This is a genomic window from Lysobacter alkalisoli (assembly GCF_006547045.1).
GTDB classification, from domain to species: Bacteria; Pseudomonadota; Gammaproteobacteria; order Xanthomonadales; family Xanthomonadaceae; genus Marilutibacter; species Marilutibacter alkalisoli.
Genome location: NZ_CP041242.1, coordinates 1,347,284 through 1,367,224, shown reverse-complemented (window position 1 = coordinate 1,367,224; position 19,941 = coordinate 1,347,284). Strand labels below are relative to the sequence as shown.

At 59.7% G+C, this 19,941-nt stretch carries 20 protein-coding genes; 17 read left to right on the top strand and 3 right to left on the bottom strand.

All coding sequences use genetic code 11. The features are described from left to right. Positions 1–600: 600 nt before the first annotated feature. The 17 genes from FKV23_RS06035 (at position 601) to aqpZ (ending at position 16,202) form a co-directional block, all read left to right on the top strand. On the top strand, positions 601–1,227 hold the full coding sequence (locus tag FKV23_RS06035) for a hypothetical protein (protein ID WP_141623045.1): 627 nt from the start codon (positions 601–603) through the stop codon (positions 1,225–1,227). A 599-nt stretch (positions 1,228–1,826) separates the two neighbouring features. Further along, positions 1,827–2,204, top strand: a complete 378-nt coding sequence (locus FKV23_RS06030; protein WP_141623044.1) for a hypothetical protein — start codon at positions 1,827–1,829, stop codon at positions 2,202–2,204. A 139-nt stretch (positions 2,205–2,343) separates the two neighbouring features. Next, positions 2,344–2,721, top strand: a complete 378-nt coding sequence (locus FKV23_RS17775) for a DUF6869 domain-containing protein (RefSeq protein ID WP_407067648.1) — start codon at positions 2,344–2,346, stop codon at positions 2,719–2,721. 516 nt (positions 2,722–3,237) lie between these two features. Continuing rightward, entirely contained in the window at positions 3,238–3,654 is a 417-nt protein-coding gene (locus FKV23_RS06025; protein ID WP_141623043.1) for a hypothetical protein, read from the top strand. Positions 3,655–5,358: 1,704 nt separating this feature from the next. Further along, positions 5,359–5,850 (top strand): ankyrin repeat domain-containing protein, encoded by a 492-nt coding sequence (locus FKV23_RS06015; protein ID WP_167285013.1) that lies wholly within the window; start codon positions 5,359–5,361, stop codon positions 5,848–5,850. Positions 5,851–5,910: 60 nt separating this feature from the next. Beyond that, complete coding sequence (locus FKV23_RS06010) at positions 5,911–6,300, top strand: hypothetical protein (RefSeq protein ID WP_141623040.1); 390 nt, start codon at positions 5,911–5,913, stop codon at positions 6,298–6,300. Positions 6,301–6,367: 67 nt separating this feature from the next. Further along, entirely contained in the window at positions 6,368–6,997 is a 630-nt protein-coding gene (locus tag FKV23_RS06005) for a hypothetical protein (protein ID WP_141623039.1), read from the top strand. A 69-nt stretch (positions 6,998–7,066) separates the two neighbouring features. Next, positions 7,067–7,534 (top strand): hypothetical protein, encoded by a 468-nt coding sequence (locus FKV23_RS06000; protein WP_141623038.1) that lies wholly within the window; start codon positions 7,067–7,069, stop codon positions 7,532–7,534. A gap of 484 nt (positions 7,535–8,018) precedes the next feature. Beyond that, entirely contained in the window at positions 8,019–8,381 is a 363-nt protein-coding gene (locus tag FKV23_RS05995) for a hypothetical protein (protein WP_141623037.1), read from the top strand. A gap of 65 nt (positions 8,382–8,446) precedes the next feature. Next, positions 8,447–8,779 (top strand): hypothetical protein, encoded by a 333-nt coding sequence (locus FKV23_RS05990; RefSeq protein ID WP_167285010.1) that lies wholly within the window; start codon positions 8,447–8,449, stop codon positions 8,777–8,779. 81 nt (positions 8,780–8,860) lie between these two features. Further along, complete coding sequence (locus tag FKV23_RS05985; protein ID WP_141623035.1) at positions 8,861–9,184, top strand: DUF3658 domain-containing protein; 324 nt, start codon at positions 8,861–8,863, stop codon at positions 9,182–9,184. A gap of 556 nt (positions 9,185–9,740) precedes the next feature. Further along, positions 9,741–10,127 (top strand): hypothetical protein, encoded by a 387-nt coding sequence (locus FKV23_RS05980; RefSeq protein ID WP_141623034.1) that lies wholly within the window; start codon positions 9,741–9,743, stop codon positions 10,125–10,127. 2,510 nt (positions 10,128–12,637) lie between these two features. Continuing rightward, a complete protein-coding gene (locus tag FKV23_RS17895; protein ID WP_141623033.1) occupies positions 12,638–13,006 on the top strand; it encodes a GFA family protein in 369 nt (122 codons plus the stop codon). Between the two features lie 110 nt (positions 13,007–13,116). Further along, a complete protein-coding gene (locus tag FKV23_RS05970; protein ID WP_167285007.1) occupies positions 13,117–13,662 on the top strand; it encodes a SixA phosphatase family protein in 546 nt (181 codons plus the stop codon). Positions 13,663–13,759: 97 nt separating this feature from the next. Continuing rightward, entirely contained in the window at positions 13,760–14,620 is an 861-nt protein-coding gene (locus tag FKV23_RS05965; protein ID WP_141623031.1) for a pirin family protein, read from the top strand. A 220-nt stretch (positions 14,621–14,840) separates the two neighbouring features. Beyond that, positions 14,841–15,299, top strand: coding sequence for a hypothetical protein (locus tag FKV23_RS05960; RefSeq protein WP_141623030.1), 459 nt, complete (start codon positions 14,841–14,843; stop codon positions 15,297–15,299). A gap of 186 nt (positions 15,300–15,485) precedes the next feature. Continuing rightward, entirely contained in the window at positions 15,486–16,202 is a 717-nt protein-coding gene (gene aqpZ / locus FKV23_RS05955; protein ID WP_141623029.1) for an aquaporin Z, read from the top strand. A gap of 84 nt (positions 16,203–16,286) precedes the next feature. On the opposite strand, the gene FKV23_RS05950 is transcribed toward aqpZ, so the two are convergent. From FKV23_RS05950 to FKV23_RS05940, 3 genes are all read right to left on the bottom strand, one after another. Beyond that, positions 16,287–17,162, bottom strand: a complete 876-nt coding sequence (locus tag FKV23_RS05950; protein ID WP_141623028.1) for a pirin family protein — start codon at positions 17,160–17,162, stop codon at positions 16,287–16,289. A gap of 109 nt (positions 17,163–17,271) precedes the next feature. Beyond that, positions 17,272–19,419, bottom strand: a complete 2,148-nt coding sequence (gene rlmKL, locus FKV23_RS05945) for a bifunctional 23S rRNA (guanine(2069)-N(7))-methyltransferase RlmK/23S rRNA (guanine(2445)-N(2))-methyltransferase RlmL (RefSeq protein WP_141623027.1) — start codon at positions 19,417–19,419, stop codon at positions 17,272–17,274. Then, positions 19,416–19,940: a hypothetical protein gene (locus tag FKV23_RS05940; RefSeq protein ID WP_141623026.1), complete on the bottom strand. Its 525-nt coding sequence runs from the start codon at positions 19,938–19,940 to the stop codon at positions 19,416–19,418. The genes rlmKL and FKV23_RS05940 overlap by 4 nt, the downstream gene beginning before the upstream one ends. Between the last annotated feature and the right edge of the window lies 1 nt (position 19,941).

Genomic DNA, 19,941 nt, shown 5'->3' with positions numbered 1-19,941 from the left:
CTGATCTGGCTGCGTCGCTCCAGCAGCTCGGCGCCTCGGCCCGCGTCGTGCCTCAGGCCTAGGCATGCTTTTCTCACTTTGGGTAGCGGGCCCGCGGCCTAACAATTCGTTCAAGCCGAACCCGCTTCGGATGACCTTGCACCCGGGTGGTTCCGCGTTAACATCGGCTTCGGAACCGGCCCGGGCGGGTCGGCTTAACTCTAGCATTAAGTTGCAGAGCCACCGGCATGGGAAAGCTCCTTTCAAAAACAGTAGCGTTCTGGCTTAGCCTGGGACTTCTAATTGCCTTTGTGGCAGCACAACTTCGCGATTTTCTTGTGCTGCGACTTCCCGCTCATCAGTCACTTGTAGATCGCGGAACTGGCCTAGCACTTGTGTTTGCTCTTGGCATCTTCGTTCTTCGTCCGTTATTCCTGCACTTTGGCATCGGCCAAAGAGATTCATCCAAGAGCCAACCACCAACCTAGGGCAGGCTGCAACCTAACAATTCATTCAAGCCGAACCCGCTTCGTATCAGCTTGCACGCGGGTGGGTTCGCGTTAACATCGGCTTCGGAACCGGCTCATGGCGGGTCGGCTTAACTCAGGCGTTAGACATCGCATGACAGATGATCGCTGGTTTCGAAACACGAGCTGGGATTCCAGCATCGCTTCTGCCTTTGAAGAGAAGCTGCGACGTGTTCGTCGCAAAAGCCAGTATCTTCGGATTCAATCCGGCCACCTCACACAAACCCATCCGCACGTAGCCCTAGAGCTGTTGGATCGGTACTTTGAGCTTGGCGACGACTTTGACCATGCCCAAGCTCACGTCGATCGTGCAAGAGCGTACCTAGCTATCGGCCACACAGAGGATGCGTTCACATCCTATGAGGCCGCTCTCAAACGCGAGGAGGAGTTTCCAAACCTGCGCACCGGTGCGTACTTAGATCTGCCGTATCAAATCGCCCTATCGGGCAGTACTCATCGCTACGAGCAAGCAATGGCGCTACTCTCGCCACAAGCCGAGGCGCGCCTCATGTTCGCCATGGATCACTTTGTGTTTCATGCAACAAAGGCGCTCATTCTCGCGTCCCAAGCAAACCTAGTGGACGCTCGCACCCATGCCAGGCTCGCCCTTGAGGCTGCAAGTCGTGATCATTCTGGGTTCCGCCACCATCCAGACGCAGGCCTCGTATCAGACAAGTATGCAGAAGCTATAGCCTTGCTGCGCCCTCTGTGCGATGCCTAACAATTCATTCAAGCCGAAGCCGCTTCGCGGCTCGGCTTAATTCAGGCGTTAGGCGCCAATGACAACATCTCCGCCACCCATGACTCATTTGCAACGCGCCGGTTATGCTCTCGTCGTAACGATCGTTATTGGGGCTGTGGTGAGCCTATTGATTGCCTTGGGGTCCGCGGACGGCATAGCCATCCTGCCAATATCTGCGTTTGATCTGATTGATAGCCCCTACCTACTTGTTCCAATCTACGTTTTGGCTTTTCTCCTTGCGCCATGGCTTTCTGCTCGCATCAAAGTCAAGCGTTGGTAACCTTGTCGGTGCAATTCAGATACGGTGCGCAGAAGTCACGCCCAGGCAGTCATTCTGCTGAGTAGGACCTTTGAACCTGGCTATGTGCAATTCCAGTCAAGGACACGGTATTCTCGGCGTATCCGGCCCAAGGCCATAAGGTCTGGGCTAGTGGCAAGGCGTCAAACAATCCTGATTTGCGCCTAACAATTCGTTCAAGCCGAACTACCTTCGCTACACCAACCACATGGCAGGTAGAGCATGCCATGTAGTTGCCTCCGCTACGGTAGTCGGCTTAACTCTGGCGTTAGGCCCCATCATGAAGAAATGGACCACTCCCGTTATCACCCTTCTAGCCTTGGCTGGCCAGCCCGCCTCTGCTTCCCAGACCGCGTGCTTCTTTGATAGCGGGCAGGATCCGGAATACTACGAGTTGGAGTTCATTGGCTACGATGACATCAATCCAATGATCGTCTTTAGCTCCACGGTGAATGGCTCCGGCAAGCGAATCACGCTGTCGTCTGAGAACTACTCGCTGGAACATTTCAGTCAAAAGACAGCGACGGTCCATCTAGAGTTTCGTAACCCTGGCGACGACTCATTGCCCCCGTCTTTCACTCTCATTGGCCGGAACGGTCTGGCTCAGCTCAAAATTGGTCCCACTGCCGTGGATGGCTCTCTTAGGTGTGGCTCTTGAATGGCTTCCAGTTGGGGCCTAACAATTCGTTCAAGCCGAACCCGTATCGGGCCACCACCTGGGTGCTTTTCCGCTACGCTAGCACCCAGTCGCCATCCCGCCACGGGTCGGCTTAACTCTGGCGTTAGGCGGCACAGACGTGGACTCGCAGGCCATCAAAGACTGGGCAACTTCATACATCGCTCTCCAGCAGGACAGCGGTCGTTCCCTTGAGGGTCACCCACTTTTCTGGGCGGCAGAGCATTTTATGCTTCCTGGAGACTCGGCGAGCGCCGAGGATTGCTGGGCTGCAATCCTAGAGATCCTGTCACGCAACCCGCCAGAATCAGTCATTGGCGCACTCGCAGCTGGACCGCTTGAGGATCTCATAGATGCTTCTGGTCCCGAGTTCATTGAGCGCATTGAGCTTCAAGCTCGTCGCGATCCGGCGTTCCGTCATATGCTTGGCGGTGTTTGGGCCAGTAGCACACCAAGCATCTGGTCCCGCGTTGAGGCGGCTCGTGGTGTCGCGTGGTAGTGCCGCCTAACAATTCATTCAAGCCGATGCCGCTTCGCGGCACGGCTTAATTCAGGCGTTAGGCGGCGTTGGGGATCACACATGCAACCAAAACTGAACGATTCCGAGACCACAATCATCCAACGAGTTGAGCGTGGGCTCAGCTTCTGGCGTTACGCCAGATGGATTCAACTTGTAGCAGGGCTATCTCTCGTTGTGTATTCCATTACGTTGACTGAAAGCAGCTCAAGCCCATCACTTCCATTCGTATTCGGCATCGCTCATCCATTTTTAGCTACAGCCATAGGCAGTGCGCTAGCTGGAGAGGCCATCTTTGACCGCTCCGCAAAAGAGCGGCGACTTCTTCTCAAACTGCACCGTACCGCAGAGGCAGGCGCCGCCTAACAATTCGTTCAAGCCGAACCCGCTTCGGATTACCTTGCACTCGGGTAGTTCCGCGTTAACATCGGCTTCGGAACCGGCCCGGGGCGGGTCGGCTTAACTCAGGCGTTAGGGCGCAGGGGGAGTCTTATGCGTTTGGCAGCACAGATTCTTCTCTTCTTGCCCATACTTCTTGGCTACTGGTACGCGCATAGTGAACTCGCGGTATGGGTTCAGTGGGTGCCTGACATGTTCTCGGCTCGACCCTTTCGCCTGACTGGCGTTCTGTTGGGGGCTATCTTGTGCGGGCTTCTCGCAGGAATCATTTTTTCTGCTCCGGTCAAGCTTCTCTTTCGGCGGCGATCTGTGTTGGCTGGTGCGGCCATTTCGTTGATTGCCGCTGCCTTTGACGCATATCACATACAGTTTTCTGGCCAACTTCCATTTACCCAAGTAGCTTTGTCGCTAGACCTCATAGTTCTCTTCTTGGCGCTGCCATTGGTTGTTTTCGTGCTCGACCGGCTGCGCCCTAACAATTCATTCAAGCCGACGCCGCTTCGCGGCGCGGCTTAATTCAGGCGTTAGGCCTACGTGGAGAGTTCATCGTGCGCCAATCATTGAGCCTCATCTCGTCAGTCTGTCTTCTTACCATCTCGGCGCTCCCAGCTTCAGCACTCGATTCGCCAGAACTTTCTCCCTCCATTGCCATTCAAGTGGTCCTTGACACCCAGCAGGAGACTTTTCGGGCTGTTGATAGTCCTGACAGCTGGTGGCACGACACAAAAGAGCGCTCTTGGTCGGTCAAGCGACCAGTGGCGCCCGGCACCCTAGATACAACTCACATGTTCGTCGTTACCTACAGGATTGATGGAGCTACGGTGGCCACCTGGCAGATCGACACAGGTACGGGCACTGCAGTTGCGGTACCGTAGGCCTAACAATTCATTCAAGCCGACGCCGCTTCGCGGCGCGGCTTAATTCAGGCGTTAGGCCGCTATGAAGTACGTCGCACGACCTCGAGAGTTCAGGCGTCCCGATATACATACCATCGGGCACATCTCTGGCGAGGAAACGGTGAGAGGAGATTCAATGCCGCTGCCCGACCGCGTCGAGATTGAACCTGAGCCAGGTAGTGAGCACTGCATGATGTATCGGTACACTCGGGCCGGAGAGTTCTGTGGTGACACATGGCATGAGGACTTGGACGCAGCGTTTATGCAGGCCGAGCATGAGTACGGTCTTAGTGCCTCCGACTTCCTTGCAGTTCATGAGGGCTAGTCGGACAACAGCCGTGGCGACGCGGCCTAACAATTCATTCAAGCCGAAGTTGCTTCGCAACTCGGCTTAATTCAGGTGTTAGCGCCCTATGGTAGTCAGTCGTAGCCGAGCCATTCTTTCGGGAAGCGCCGCCATTGCTGCGGTTATCGCCATTCAGGCGTTCAATAGCTTTGCCTGTTACAGCCATGACTTCTCGTCTTTCTTGGCTGCCCTCGGCATCTTCCTGCTCATCCCCTTGCTGCCCGCGATTATCTCGCTGGCAACAGCCAACCCGTTGAGGGCCCTAGGTGCCTGTCTTCTTGTTGTGCCCTGGCTCCTTCTGGCCTACTACACTGATTGTGTTCGCCCATATACTGGCGGTGGGGCGTCAATGATCTATGTCGCAGTGATTCTTTGGGGTACTCCGTGTTCAATCGTTGGGGCACTTGTCACTGGCCCCATCATGCGAGCGCTTGGTGTTTCTGTTGCCGGGCGCTAACAATTCATTCAAGCCGAAGCCGCTTCGCGGCTCGGCTTAATTCAAGCGTTATGCGTGGGTTAGCGGTTTCAAAGTGGCGCTGCTACTTCCGCACCACCTCGCCCGTTCCCACCGTCACTGACGCTTCGCACAGCCCGCTTCTGGCGGGTTCGCGTTGCACCGCCGGCGGTTCTCGCGCCGCTGAGGCACAGAGTTGGTCGGCTACCGGACCTGCGGCGCGGTTCGCTGTCGCGGTTAGTTTGCCGGCTCTCGGGTCGGCGGCGCCCGGGCTTCGGTTGGTCAAGCGCTGGCCTCGATCTGTTACCGGCCTTCGGGACAGTGATGGTAGGCTCCCGATCATGGTCGCGTCGGGGGCGGTGGCGACTTCGCTCATTGCCCAAGGCGCATAACAAATCGTTCAAGCCGAAGCCGCTTCGCGGCTCGGCTTAACTCAATCGTTAGGCTGCATGATCAAGTTCGTCGCAATCGTTACTTTGCTCTTAACTTCGCTAACGTGCGCCGCTCATGGCGCGGAGATATCCATGGAAGCACCTGAAATATACGACGCGGCAGTGTTCGGAGATTTCTCGAAAGTCGATGCCATACTAAAGCAGCATCCTACTTCCGTAAACGCTACCGATGAGTATGGCTTCACCCCTCTACATGGCGTGGTGGGAGAGCACTATTTTGATATGGCTAGACTTCTCATCGCCAATGGAGCCAACGTCAACGCCAAGAACGATAGCGGCACCACGCCACTTCACTTGGCGGCCTACCCGGAAATGGTTGAGATACTTGTCGCTAAGGGTGCCGACCTAGAATCACGCGATTCGAGTGGCAGCACTCCATTGCATGCGGCAACCGAACACCCTGAACTTATCGAGGTCATGGAAAAGCTGTTGGAGCTGGGGGCTGACGTGAACGCCAGAAACAACTCCGGGCAAACTGCTTTGGACATTGCGGTATCACGCGAGGATGGCGACAAGATCGAGCTGTTAGAGCAACATGGCGCACGCCCCGGCAATGCAACCTAACAGTTCGTTCAAGCCGAGGCCGCTTCGCGGCCCGGCTTAACTCAGGTGTTAGAGGTGGTTATGAGTTCTCGCAAGCTGATAGTTGGACTGCTGTCACTTCTGGCCACTTTGGGGACAGCGGCTGCCCAAAACCCAGCGCCCGCGCCGGGTTGGCTCTTCGGCACTTGGGTGCTCTGCGAGGACCCCGACAACAGTCCAAAGGACTCGCTGCAGTTCAACGCAGATGGCACCGGCCTAGTCATTCGCGCCAAGGGCAACGTCGAGTTCCTGCACAAGCACTCTGGACAGTCCGTATCCCTGCTCGCCAACGCAAATGGGTACGCCATTCCCATTGAGCTAACCTCCTCCTCAGGATTCGACAAGCTGCTTTTGCACAGCGACAAGACCGGCAACACTGCCAGCTACGTCAAGCCGGGCAGCCCCCAATCTCGCACCTGTAGCATCAAGTGACCACCTCTAACAATTCATTCAAGCCGAACCCGCTTCGCGGGTCGGCTTAATTCAGGTGTTAGATCTCATGGACAACTCAGTAGATCATTTCGAACTCCTGAAGCAGCAGCTTGCAACACTCGAAGCCATCCCTTCTGATCGGGGTGAGATCAGCTATTTTGCACAAGAAGCATTGCGCTTCTATTCGATAGCCGGGACGCTTCGCGAAAATGACATGCTCAAGAACGCATCAGCGGCTGAGCGTCAGATTTCGCACATCTTGGGAAGGTCTTTGCTCGAAGGCTTCTTCTGGCTCATCTACATCTTTGATGACCCAGCCAAGCGAGCTACCCGCTTCGAAGAAAAAATAAACGCCTTCAAGCGAGAGTACGGAAAATTCTGGAATGAGCCAATAATTCCAAGAAAGAAAAGCTTGGAGGCGGCTGACCCTGACTGGGCCGCGCTGCCTCGCCCGAAAGACGTAAATAGCATGCTCGCCCAAGCCGCGAACGATCATGGTGACAAGCTGAGCTATCTCTACTTCACGTATCGGGTTGCGAGCTTCGATACGCACGGAAACAGCATGGATGCGCTTTTCCAAGCTGTCTTCGGCAAGCCGTGCAACTTTGCCGTCCTGGACTTCGCATTCGGCTTCGATCTCATAGCCAATCACTATTTGGTCATCATGGGGCAATTGCATGACGCGGGAGAGATCTAACAATTCGTTCAAGCCGACGCCGCTTCGCGGCGCGGCTTAACTCAAGCGTTAGGCCTAGCTGGGAGCTACATGAGCGCATTGATACTCTCCCTTCTTACGGCTGTCACTAGCTTAGGCTCTGCCGTCGCTCCTGCAGACATCTATGCTCTGGGTCAATCCCTTTCACGCACCCTCTGCTCGGTTGACGTGGCCACAAAGGTGCAATCATTCAGGCCGTCGCTGTACGACCCGGAAGCGACTGAGCAGATAGAGACGGTCTCATGCAGCGCTGGAGAGTCGCAAATCCTGTACTCTCCGCTTGCCACAGACCCAAATGGAATTGTTCTCTACGTCTATGTGCATGGTACAACAGCAGAAGTGCCCGGTTTTCTACAGGTTGGCGCTTCGTTAGAGTCCGCAATTTTGGCGCTCGGCCAACCATCTCAGCGCCAACCGGGCAGCATTGTATTCCTCCTCGGAGAGAGCGGCTCAACGCTAGAAATCTTGCACAAGAACGGCAAGATCGTATCTCTTGCCTGGTCGTTCTATAGCGGCTAGGCCTAACAATTCATTCAAGCCGACGCCGCTTCGCGGCGCGGCTTAATTCAGGCGTTAGGCGGCAAATGGCGTACTTCATCATCCTACCTGCGTTTATTCTCTGGCTGCTTGCTGCCGCGGCGGCGATCCTTACGGCCAGGCTAGTTCCGCGCCTTGCGCCTATCTACCCCTATGCTCTAGGCATCTCGCTGTGGGCCACACTGGGGTTCATCGTCGCCAACGCCGTGCTTATCGGGCTGCTGGCGCTTGGATTTGTTGTGTTGGACAGTTCGTCAGCCCCAGCATCTGCTCCCCGTGACGCTGTGCAGATTGCCTGGGGGCTCACCGCTTTGGGCGGGCCTGTCGTAGCATCTGCACTTGGTTGGCTCGCCGGCTGTGCTCTCGGCGGTCTTCTTGCGTTCCTTCGGGCGCGTCGGTTGCCGCCTAACAGTTCGTTCAAGCCGAAGCCGCTTCGCGGCTCGGCTTAACTCAAGCGTTAGCCCTCATGTCACAGTATCTCCGCGCGTCCTTCTTCATTTACATCGCAACACTAATTGCACAGGCTGCGCTCGCTCCTTTCTATGAGACCGGCATTTGGCGGGTTGTTACACCTGCACTATGCTTATCGTTCGTGGCAATCGCCTTGTCGTTCATTCGCCGCAAACAGCGGGCTTGGCCCTATATGCTCTGGGTCTCCTTCTTTGGCATTCTCATCAATGCGTTCTTCTTTCCAACAAGTGAGTACTACGGGCGGTACACCGTCATCGCCCAGGCACTATCCGCTGTTGAAATTGGCACGTGTGCCGTTGTTCTGTGGTCTATCCTCCGCCATCAAGCTACCAAGCGTTGGTTTACGGCCGCACAATGAGGGCTAACAATTCGTTCAAGCCGAAGCCGCTTCGCGGCTCGGCTTAACTCTGGCGTTAGGTGGCTATGGGACTTTGGTCGCTACTTGGTGCAATCCTTTTTGGGGGCGTCTTCGCTCTCTTCGCGTTCTGGCGCGTCGACGTAGTTGATTCACAAACCATCCGCGGCGTCATTGCTGCATTTTTGTTCGGCTTGTACTGCGCCATCGTCATCTTCGGCACGTCGGACAAGAAGCGCTCATTGACCCTGTCCGGCCAGACACTCTTGGGTGTTGCCATGGCGTGCGCCATAGCCGCGTTGTTTGGTGCCATATCGGAGGGTTACATTCTGGCTGTCATGGTCGGACTTATTCTCGGCTTCACCGCGGACAAGTGGGTGGCGCATGTACAGTTGCCATAGGTCGCCACCTAACAATTCATTCAAGCCGAAACCGCTTCGCGGTTCGGCTTAATTCTGGCGTTAGGCCTCACAAGGAACGTCATGACAACTTCAGAAGATCATGAGTTTTCTGATCCACCGCCGGATGCCGAAGCGCTCAAGCTGATCGCAGCTCTTCGGCCGGAGCAAGTTCAAGCAATCGACGCGGCCGTAATGCGTGCTGCGGGGCGTAATTGGCGGAAGGTTGCTTTTGTCGTTGGCACGGCCATGGGCACCTTTCCTGAGCTGGCTCCTGGCATCCCTGACGTCTTCTATACTCAACGCGTTATCTCACTAGTGTCTCAAGGCCGGCTAGAGTCCCAAGGCGACCTTTCTCGCATGCGCTACAGTGAGGTTCGCATTCCAAGACAGGCCGGTGAGGCCTAACCGTTCGTTCAAGCCGATGCCGCTTCGCGGCACGGCTTAACTCAGTCGTTAGGCCCCACATGGCAGAGCACGCCACCCGTCCATCCGCTCGCACCAGAGTCGCTGCGCTGCTCAAGCTTGGCGCTCCGCTTGCGGTTGTGGGTGGGTTGGTATTGGCTGCTTGTCTGTACGCCGCCCACGTCGTTCCGCTTCCCACATGCGCTCAGCTACCGTGGATTAGGCTGGTCGCTATCGTAGGGGCAGTAGGGCTGCTTTCCCTCGCTGTTCTGTTCTACCGCAGCGGACTAAAAGTCTGGCGCTCTGGCCAGTTCCCCGCACCAGGCACACCAGTCATCTTTGCCACCAAGGTTTCGACTGGCTGGTGGGCTCGCGCCAATGCAGCTACATTGCTCCTGCTCGCCGCCCTCTCAGTGGCAGGTCTTGCTCTCTGGCTTCAGTTCTTCGTCTTCTCGCAATTTTGGGCGTATGTTCTTGGGCTTCGCGGCTGTGGGGCCTAACAATTCATTCAAGCCGATGCCGCTTCGCGGCACGGCTTAATTCAGGCGTTAGGCCCCGCATGAGAGAGCACCTCACTCGTGAACTCATCAAGGCACGTACCGGTCTGATCCGCACCTACGTGCTGCATGTTGTGTGGTTCACCGTCATGTGTGCATTCATCTCTCTCCAATGGGACAAGGACGGCCTGAAAGCTACAGTCTTGCTCACACTCGTCACGGTTCCGCCCGTGCTGTTCTACACCGTTCGGGTTCACAAACTCTGCCGCAGCATCGATCCAGCTGCTCGTACTGTCGGGCTAGTCCCTGTCCTGGTCACAACATTAATCTTGAGTCCCTTCGAGTCAGGACTGATTCTTCCGGCCAAGAACCTGCTCGTGGCAAACAAAGTTCTCCGGGTTCATCGGCAGCATGCGGTCGTTCTGGCAACCACTGGCTGTGGGCCCTAACAATTCGTTCAAGCCGAACCCGTATCGGGGTACCGCCTGGGTGCTTTTCCGCCACGCTAGCACCCAGTCGCCGCCCCGCCACGGGTCGGCTTAACTCTGGCGTTAGGCTGCACATGAGCAATCCTTACCAGCCATCAAAAGCAGACCTTCCGGCAGTCCAACGGCGTTGGCGCGTTGCCCACTCGATTACCGCACTTTTTTCTGGTCTCATGCTCCCGCCGGCAGCACTCCTACTGACAGCTCGTCTTCTTTTTCCTGATGTTCCATTGGCCCACGGCAACTCCACGTTCTGGGGAGCCGTTATCCTGGGGAGTATTCTGGCCGCGGCTGCAGTCTATCGACATAAGCGTATTCCTCTATGGTTGGCAGCTGTCATTGGCCCAGCCATAGTTTTTGTTCTAGCCTTCGCGCCCACTCTTTGGGCGGGGGTGCTGGGCGCAGCCTAACAGTTCGTTCAAGCCGAACCCGCTTCGGATTACCTTGCACCCGGGTGGTTCCGCGTTAACATCGGCTTCGGAACCGGCCCGCAGCGGGTCGGCTTAACTCTAGCGTTAGGCAACTGACCAAGCATGCCGAGAAACGGACGGAAAAGCGGATTTATCGGTCTGATAAGACTGTTGCTTGGACTTGCTCTAGCGACCCTGTGCGCTGCGGCGATACCGATCTACGGCCTCCCGTTCAATGGGTGCAATCAGTACGGATACCAAGCCTTCGATCTTCATTGCAGTCCTTGGCCAGAGTTTGCTCGCGGATTTGCATTTGTCGCTATTACTTCCTTGGCAACATTCGGCCGTTCTATTGGCCCTTGGATTGCTCTCGGTCTAGTGCTCTTGGTGGCAGCGGTCGGCGGGATTGACCTCTTGCGCTCTGAGCCTGTTTACTCCATCTCATTGATTGGAGCACTAATGAGCGGCTTATCCCACGGCGCGGTGGCGGCATTCATGCTCTACCTCGCAGCGGTCTTCTTTTCTAAACATAGGCAAGCAGTTGCCTAACAATTCATTCAAGCCGAAGCCGCTTCGCGGCTCGGCTTAATTCAGGCGTTAGGCATATGAGATCAAGTGCGCTGCTGCTGATAGGCCTATTGGTTGGCTGTGCCCATGCTCCGGCGCAGACGTCGTCTGTTACTTCACTCGTCAGTTCCGCCCCGGAGAGCTGCGATCTCTTTGCCCGCGAGCAGTCCGTCCTGCTTACAGTTCGTAACTCGGGGCCAGGAAAGCTTCGTATCAGGGCACAGAGCGGGTCCGGTCCGCCCTTCCGGATGGGCTGGCCCTACTACTCAATCCTCAGTGGTAAATCTGATCCTGCACAGATCTACCAGAGCCCTGCGGGGCATGGGCCACTACCTCTGGCAACCGTATCTATTGGGCCTGGTGACGAGTCGCAGTTCCTACTTTATCTGCCGGAGCGCACCCCAATCTCTAGCGATCTTCGCTACCGCGCGCAGTTCGAGGATCTGGCGGGTCAGGTGCATTATTCGGCACCCTTCAGCCTGTGCATCGCGAGCTCAATGCCTAACAATTCGTTCAAGCCGATGCCGCTTCGCGGCACGGCTTAACTCTGGCGTTAGGCCCCGTTCCGTGGCATTTGCGGCCGCGTCACTCCAGCAGGTTTCCCGCCGCTGATCCTTCTCCCCACTTCGGTCACTTGGTCGGCCCGCATGGAGTAGCCTCTCGGCGTGGGGTTCCCAGCAATGCCCCGGCTACTTCGGGCGCTGGGCAAGACCCACTCCTCTCGTGTTCCCATCGGTGTTACCTTTCCGGCTCAACGGCCAGTCTTCGGGTATCCGGCAACCGCTGTCCACGGGCTCCGAAGAACGTAACGGGGCCTAACAATTCGTTCAAGCCGAACCCGCTTCGGATCAGCTTGCACCCGGGTGGTTCCGCGTTAACATCGGCTTCGGAACCGGCCCGGGGCGGGTCGGCTTAACTCTGGCGTTAGGCGCCACGGGAAGATCATGGAACGTCTTGCCCTCTTTTTTGCAGCAGCGACTATTGCGGCATGCTCAGCGGCCTCGGAGCCAAAAAGCCCGCCATTGTCTTGCATCCCTGCTAGTTCATGTGGGTGCAGCATTATCGTGTCCGGAAACACCTGTCCGAGCGGAGGCGTGCATTTCTTCCACGAGCTGGCGGATGGCTCACCGCTGCAGTTTGATTTTGGCCAGGGTACCGTCGCCGCCACTTCAGAACGGGCTAGGACAAACGTCTTTAGCCCCGGGGCGGGCGAGTATTGGACTGAAACCTATCGCTATAACGGCGGCAGCATCGAGATTCGCTACTCTCCCGGACCCAACACGTGCCCAAAGCTCGTACAGGGGGAGCAGTGTGAGTACTTTGATGTACGTGCCCGGGTGCTCATCTCTAAACCTCAAGGCACTCAAAGCTATTCCGGGGTAGGCGCATGTGGCTGCTAGTGGCGCCTAACAGTTCATTCAAGCCGAAGTTGCTTCGCGGCTCGGCTTAATTCAGGCGTTAGACGCTATACCAGAACTTCAAGGAGAATTTGAGCCTATGCCTCTCAAAGCTACTTGTCATTGCGGTGCCACATCCTTCGAGGTAAGTGAGGCTCCCACCAGCATCACGGAGTGCAACTGCACATTCTGCTTCAAGCGGGGTGGGCTATGGGCTTACTACTCGCCAGAGCAGGTGTCATTCACAAAGACCGACAAGACCACCCCTTACACCAGCGACGCGACTACGCATGCTCATCACCATTGCAGCATCTGCGGTTGCGGTGCTTACAACCAGGTCTTGTGCACGTGGGGTGAGAGTGGGCCCGACTTCACCAAGCCGCAAGTTGCCGTCAATGCGAGACTGTTTGATGACTTTGACATCGCCACTCTTCCTGTCAACCATCTTGACGGCAGGAATCAGTGGTAGGCCCCTCGACACTGGCGCCTGACACTTCGTTCAAACCGAACTTCCTCCACTGAACCAACCACATGACAGATGATGCAGGTCATGTGGTTGTTGTAGCTATGGCACAGGACATGAACATCCAACGGACTATCCCCTGCATCGCGGCATTGTTGCTGCTGCCCATGCTCGCCGGGTGTGCATCTCGACCGGCCCCTTCCGCGATGGCGTCCGACGACATCCGCTTCGTGGTCGTGCGCCATGCCGAGAAACAGTCCGGCACCGGCGCTTCGGAGAATGACCCCGGTCTGACGGAGTCGGGACGCTGTCGTGCCGGGCGCCTCGCACAGTCGCTCGATGATGCCCGGCTCGTCGCGGTGTACTCGACGCCGTATCGCCGTACCCGCGACACGGGATTGCAGACTGCGCAGGCACACGGCCTGGACATGATTGAGTATGACCCACACCAACCGGCGACGGACTTCGCCGACACTCTGCGTGCCACGCATCGGAGCGGCACGGTACTCATCGTAGGCCACAGCAATACCGTGCCGGCGCTCGTCTCCGCCTTGTGCGAATGTGCGGTGAGCGAAATGGGTGAGGATGAGTACGACCATCGCTTCATCATCGCCATCGATGCCGCAGGCAATGCGCGGATGTCCGACATGCCGCTGCCCTGATCCGTCCCGGCAACGGTGTGTCGCGATTCCGGCGCTCCGCATTCACGGCAATGGTGCCAAGCTGCAGCTTCCACTTCACTGCTTGTGAGCGACAGCCATGGCCACGATCATCACCCCCCGCGTCCATGATCTCGGCGGCTTCCAGGTCCGCCGTGCCGTCCCGACGATCCAGGCCCGCAGCGTCGGGCCGTTCGTGTTCGTCGATCATATGGGCCCGGCGGTCTTCGAGGCCGGGCGCGGGGTCGACGTGCGCCCACATCCACACATCGGGCTGGCGACAGTGACCTTTCTGTGGTCCGGCACGATGACCCATCGCGATACGCTCGGCAGCGTGCAGGACATCAACCCGGGAGACGTCAACTGGATGACCGCCGGCCGTGGCATCGCCCATTCCGAACGTACGCCGTCCATGCTGCGCAAGGGCCAGCACCCGCTGCACGGAATGCAGACCTGGGTGGCGCTCCCGTTGCCGGACGAGGAGACCGCGCCTTCGTTCATCCATCATCCCGCCACCACCCTGCCCCGGCAGCACAGCGACGGCAGCAAGCGGCGGATCGTGGCCGGCCGAGGGTTCGGCGAGGAATCACCGGTAAAGGTGTTCTCCGACACCCTGTACGTCGCTCTCGATCTGGATCGGGATGCGGAGCTGGTATTGGAGAACAGCCATCCCGAGCGGGCTGTCTACATTCTGGAGGGTGAAGCCCAGCTCGACGGCGCCGACATACCGGCCATGCATCTGGTCGTCCTCGATCCCGGCACCCGACCGAAGCTGCGGGCGAAGACCCCACTCAAGGCAATGTTGCTCGGCGGCGAGCCTCTGGATGCACCGCGCCACATGTGGTGGAACTTCGTTTCCAGCTCGAAGGAGCGGATCGAGCAGGCCAAGCAGGACTGGCTGGACGGTCTTTTCGGCAAGATCGAGGGCGACGACGAATTCATCCCGCTGCCGGAGAGATGACGGGCCTGAACGCGGTCCGCGCCGGAAACATGAACAGGAGTCTCCAGGCAAGCCGACTTCGGTTACCCCGGAAACCATCTCCCCGGATTTGTCAATCCCTCGCTTCTGCATTATGGTCGTGACGGTGATCACGACCGGTATGCCAAGTCGTCGCTACTGAGACCGCATGCCGGCGCAATCGCCAATCAGCGCAAGTATCGGCGCAACCAGGGGGTTTTTGATGAAGATGGGGACACGTTACATGACGTTCTGCGTGCTGGGCCTGCTTTTCGCGGCCGCGGCGCAGGCACAGGATGTCCAGGGAGGGTGTCCGGCACTTCCGGCCAGCACGGGGCTGACCTGGGAATATCAGAACGTGGGCGATGCCGACTTCTGCCGCGCACTGCGCGAGGATGGTTCGGAAGCCTTCGGCATGTTCATCTCGAAGGATCCGGCGTTCTCGCCCAAGCGTTCCGACAGGGCCGAGGAAGGGGTGATCGACGGCCGGAAGGTGACCTGGTATCGCAGCGAGCTGGCCGGCAAGCCGGACATCATCGCCCGCGAGACCCTGCTCGAGCTCGGCAAGAACCGGACCGCCCACATCTGGGTCCAGGTCGGGAGCCAAGAACAGTTGCAGGAAACCTACCGCCAGGCATCCAGCCTGGAATTCAATCCGCAGCGGCAACTCAGCAGCAACTGAAGCCTGGGCTGCACGACGACACCGGGCGCGGCCATTGACCGCGCCCGGTGTCGTCGTGCCCGGCGAATGCCTTCCGGCGGCGTGGTCTGTGAGCACGCGTTCACAGGGCTTGCTCTAGCGTCTGCCGTGGCCCTGCCCGGCTTCCATGCGCAGGCGACCGACCATCCCTTCTTTGGAGCAAAGTCCATGATCAAGCGACTCGGTGCGGAGTTCATCGGTACGTTCTGGCTGGTGCTGGGCGGCTGTGGCAGCGCTGTGCTGGCGGCCAATTTCGGTGGTGACGGCAATCCGCTCGGTATCGGCCTGTTGGGAGTCTCGCTGGCATTCGGTCTGACCGTGCTGACCGGCGCATACGCACTCGGGCACATTTCGGGCGCCCATTTCAATCCGGCGGTGAGCTTCGGACTCTGGGCCGGCGGCCGGTTCCCGGCGAAGGACCTGGTGCCCTATGTCTTCGCCCAGGTGCTGGGCGGTCTGTTCGCCGGCTTCATCCTGTGGCAGATCGCCAGCGGCAGCAGCGCGTTCGCCTCCGATCCGGCTGCGGCCGGCAACTTTGCCAGCAATGGCTTTGGCGAACTGTCGCCAGGCGGCTACTCGATCGCAGCGGCGTTTCTGTGCGAGGTCGTGCTGACGGCGATGTTCCTGGTCGTGATCATGGGCGCGACCCATCGCAAGGCGCCGGCCGGCTTCGCACCGATCGCGATCGGCCTGGCATTGACCCTGATCCATCTGATCAGCATCCCGGTCACCAACACGTCGGTGAACCCGGCCCGCTCGACCGGCGTGGCGCTGTTCGCCGGATCGGGAGCGATCTCGCAGCTTTGGATGTTCTGGATCGCGCCGATCCTCGGTGGCATGCTCGGCGGCATGTACTACCGTTGGCTGGCGCCGAACAACGACTGACCGCCAACGGCCGGACGCGCCACGGAACGAAAGAGCCGCACCCGAAAGTGCGGCTCTTTCATTGCCGGCGCAGGATGCGATCGCTCAGAACCGGCCTTCCTGGAAGTCCACGAACGCCTGCATGATCTCCTGCCTGGTGTTCATCACGAACGGGCCATGGCGAGCGATGGGCTCGCGCAGCGGGCGACCGGCGACGACGATCAACCGTGTCTGCTCCATGCCAGCCTGCCCCGTGCCGGCCTTCAATGCCAGACGCTCGCCGCCGCCGAGGACGGCCAGGGTCTGCGTCGGCACTTCACGGGCGTCCTCACCCTTGCCGATCGTGACGCCGCCTTCGTAGACGTAGGCGAACGCGCTGTGGCCTTCGGGCAGGTCGTGGACCCACTCGGCATCCGGTGCGAGCACGATGTCGAGGTAGACCGGGTCGGTGGCCGGCTGCGAGATCGGGCCACGGGCACCATCGACCTCTCCTGCGATCACCTTCACCGAAACACCCGGCTTCGGCTCGGTTTGCGGGATATGCTCGGGCGCGAACTCCTGGTACTTCGGCTCGGTCATCTTGTCGCGCGCGGGCAGGTTCACCCACAACTGGAAGCCACGCATCCGCCCCTCTTCCTGCTCGGGCATCTCCGAATGGACCAGGCCGCGGCCGGCGGTCATCCACTGCACGCTGCCGGGGACGAGCACGCCCTCGTTGCCGTGGTTGTCCTTGTGGCGCATGCGGCCGTCGAGCATATAGGTGACGGTCTCGAAGCCGCGGTGCGGATGATCCGGGAAGCCGGCGACGTAGTCCTCCGGCTTGTCGGTGCCGAATTCATCGAGCAGCAGGAACGGGTCGAGATCGGGCAGCATCGGGCCGCCGATGACACGGGTCAGGCGCACACCGGCACCGTCCGAAGCCGGCTGGCCACGCAGCAGGCGGCTGGCATGTGCGTTGCGGATTTCGGGGGTGGTGGACATCAGTGGACCCTCGTCTGACTCGCCGGGAGTGGCGTTGGGAACAGGATGAACCTACACGAACAGAACAAACCACTCATTATCGCGGCTATTTGTTCCAAAAATAGAACATCTACGTGCGACGGCGAAGGCGCCAGCAGCGGTGGATGCGCGGATTGCGGGCGAAGTCGGGCGGGATGGTGTCGGCGCTGATCTCCTCGCAGTCGGCGAAGGCGGCCACGGCCTCGTCGTCCAGCCTGAAGCGGCGGAAATTGTTGGAGAAGTACAGCACGCCACCGGACGCGAGGCGGGCGACGGCGAGGCTCAGCAGCTCGACATGCCTCGCCTGGATATCGAAGTCGTCGGCGCGCTTGGAGTTGGAGAAGGTCGGCGGGTCGCAGAAGATCAGGTCGTACTGGCCGGTCTCGGCCTGCAACCACTCCATGACGTCGGCCTGGACCAGACGGTGCATGCGGCCGCCGATGCCATTTGCGGCGAGGTTGTCGGCGCACCACTGCAGGTAGGTGGCGGAGAGGTCGACCGTGGTGGTCGAACGGGCGCCGCCGATCGCAGCCTGCACGGTCGCCGCACCGGTATAGCCGAACAGGTTGAGGAAGCGGGTGTCGTCGGCGTCCTCGAACAGGCGCATGCGCATCGGCCGGTGATCGAGGAACAGGCCAGTGTCGAGATAGTCGAACAGGTTGACCCGCAGCCGCGCCGCGCCCTCGCGCACCGGCAGGAATTCGTCGCGGCTGTCGAAGGCACCGTACTTGCTGCCACCCTTGCCACGCGCGCGGGTCTTCAGCGCAAGCTGCTCGCGCGGCACGTCGAACACCTCGCGCGCGGCGGCCAGCAGCTCGTTGCGGCGGCGGCGCTGGTCGGCCTCGGGGATGCTGGCCGGGGCGGCATACTCCTGCATGTGCAGGAAAGTGCGCGATGCCGACTCATCGGTTTCGTAGACGTCGATCGCGGCGGCGTACTCGGGCAGGTCGGCGTCATAGGCGCGGAAACAGGTGATGCCTTCCTGTTTGCGCCAGGATTTCAGCTTGCGAAGGTTCTTGCGCAAACGGTTGGCAACCATTTGCGCGCCTTCGTTCAATTCGCGCGGGCCTTCATCCAAGCGAGACGCGGGCGCGACCGGGTCGACGGTGATCAGGCTGCATTCGATCGCGCCGTTGAAGATCGGGTACACCTTCGACGCACGCAGGCCGGTCGCGCGTGCGAGCTCGGCATCGCCGCAGAGCAGGCTGGCGCGCCATTGCGGCACCGCATTCTTCAGCGCATCGCCGAGCGTGCGATAGAGAGCGGGATCGGCGGCAAGGCGGGCATCGTAGGGCGGGTTGCAGACGACGAGACCACGATCCGAGGGAAGCTTCGGCAATGCGGCGACATCGGCATGATCCCAGGCGATCGCGCCGGTCAGCCCGGCGAGCGCCGCGTTGTCGCGGGCGGCACGGATTGCCTGCGGATCGCTGTCGCTGCCGAAGAAACACGAACGCAAGGCGGTCATGCCGACCGACTCGCGCCTGCGTGCGTCGTCGACCAGCGTCTTCCAGCCTTCGGTATCGAAACCACGCCATCGGCTCGGAAGAAACGCGCCATGCCTCGACAAACCCGGTGCGACGTCGGCCGCCATCAAGGCGCCTTCGATCACCAACGTGCCGCTGCCGCACATCGGGTCGAGCAGCGCGCCGCCCTCGGCATACACCTTTGGCCACTGGCCGCGCAGCAGCACCGCGGCAGCAAGGGTTTCCTTCAGTGGCGCCTCGCCCTGGTGCTGGCGCCAACCACGCCGGTGCAACGGGCCGCCGCCAAGATCGATGGACAGGATCGCCCTGCCCTTGCGGACGACCAGGTTCAGGCGCAAATCGGGGTTGTCGAGATCGACGTCCGGACGCGAGCCCGTCGCTTCGCGCATCGCGTCGACCACCGCGTCCTTGACCCGCTGCGCGGCATAGCGCGCGTGGGTGATGGCCTGGCCGGAGACGTGGGCGTCGACCGCCAGGGTGCGACCGGGATCCAGGTGCTGCGGCCAGTCCATCGCACGCGCACCGGCATACAACGCGTTCTCGTCCGGGCAATCGAACTCGGTGATCGGCCACAGCACCCGACTCGCCAGCCGCGACCACAGCACTGCGCGTTGTGCGTCGGCCAGCGTGCCTTCTGCGTTGACACCGGCGATGGTCGCCTTGGCGCTGGCGCAGCCCAGTGCGAGCAACTCGTCGGCGAGCAGGTACTCAAGGCCCTTGCCGCAGCTGGCGAAGAACTTCGATACGGTCATAAATTGGCCAGCAGTTGCGCGAACGCGTCGGCCGAAGCCGCAACGTGGCCGGACAGGCGATGGCTGTCGTCGACCATGAGCAAGCGCGCGTTGCGCAGCTGCGCCCAGTCGACGACCTCGCTGGCCGGAATCAGTTCGTCGTGCCAGCCGTGGACGATCGAGATCGGCACGTCGGCAGCCTCCAGCCGTGGCGCCTCGCCCATCTTCACCGGCGGCGCCATCAGGAACAGGCCGGCGGTCGGCACCTGCAGCGAGACGCGGCCGGAGATCCACGCGCCGAGGCTGGAACCGGCCAGCACCAGCGGACCGCGTTCGGCGGCAGCGCGCGCGAGGCCGAGCAGGCGTTCCAGCCGCATCGGTACGTCGCCGAGTTCGCTGACCTCGCGTCTCGCATCCAGGTCGGTGTAGTCGGGGCGCTCGTGGGTCCACCCCAGGCACTCGGCCGCCTCGGCCAGGGCGGTGACCTTGGTCGCGTCGGGGCCGCTCTCGAAACCATGGGACAGGATGCAATGTCCGCGCATG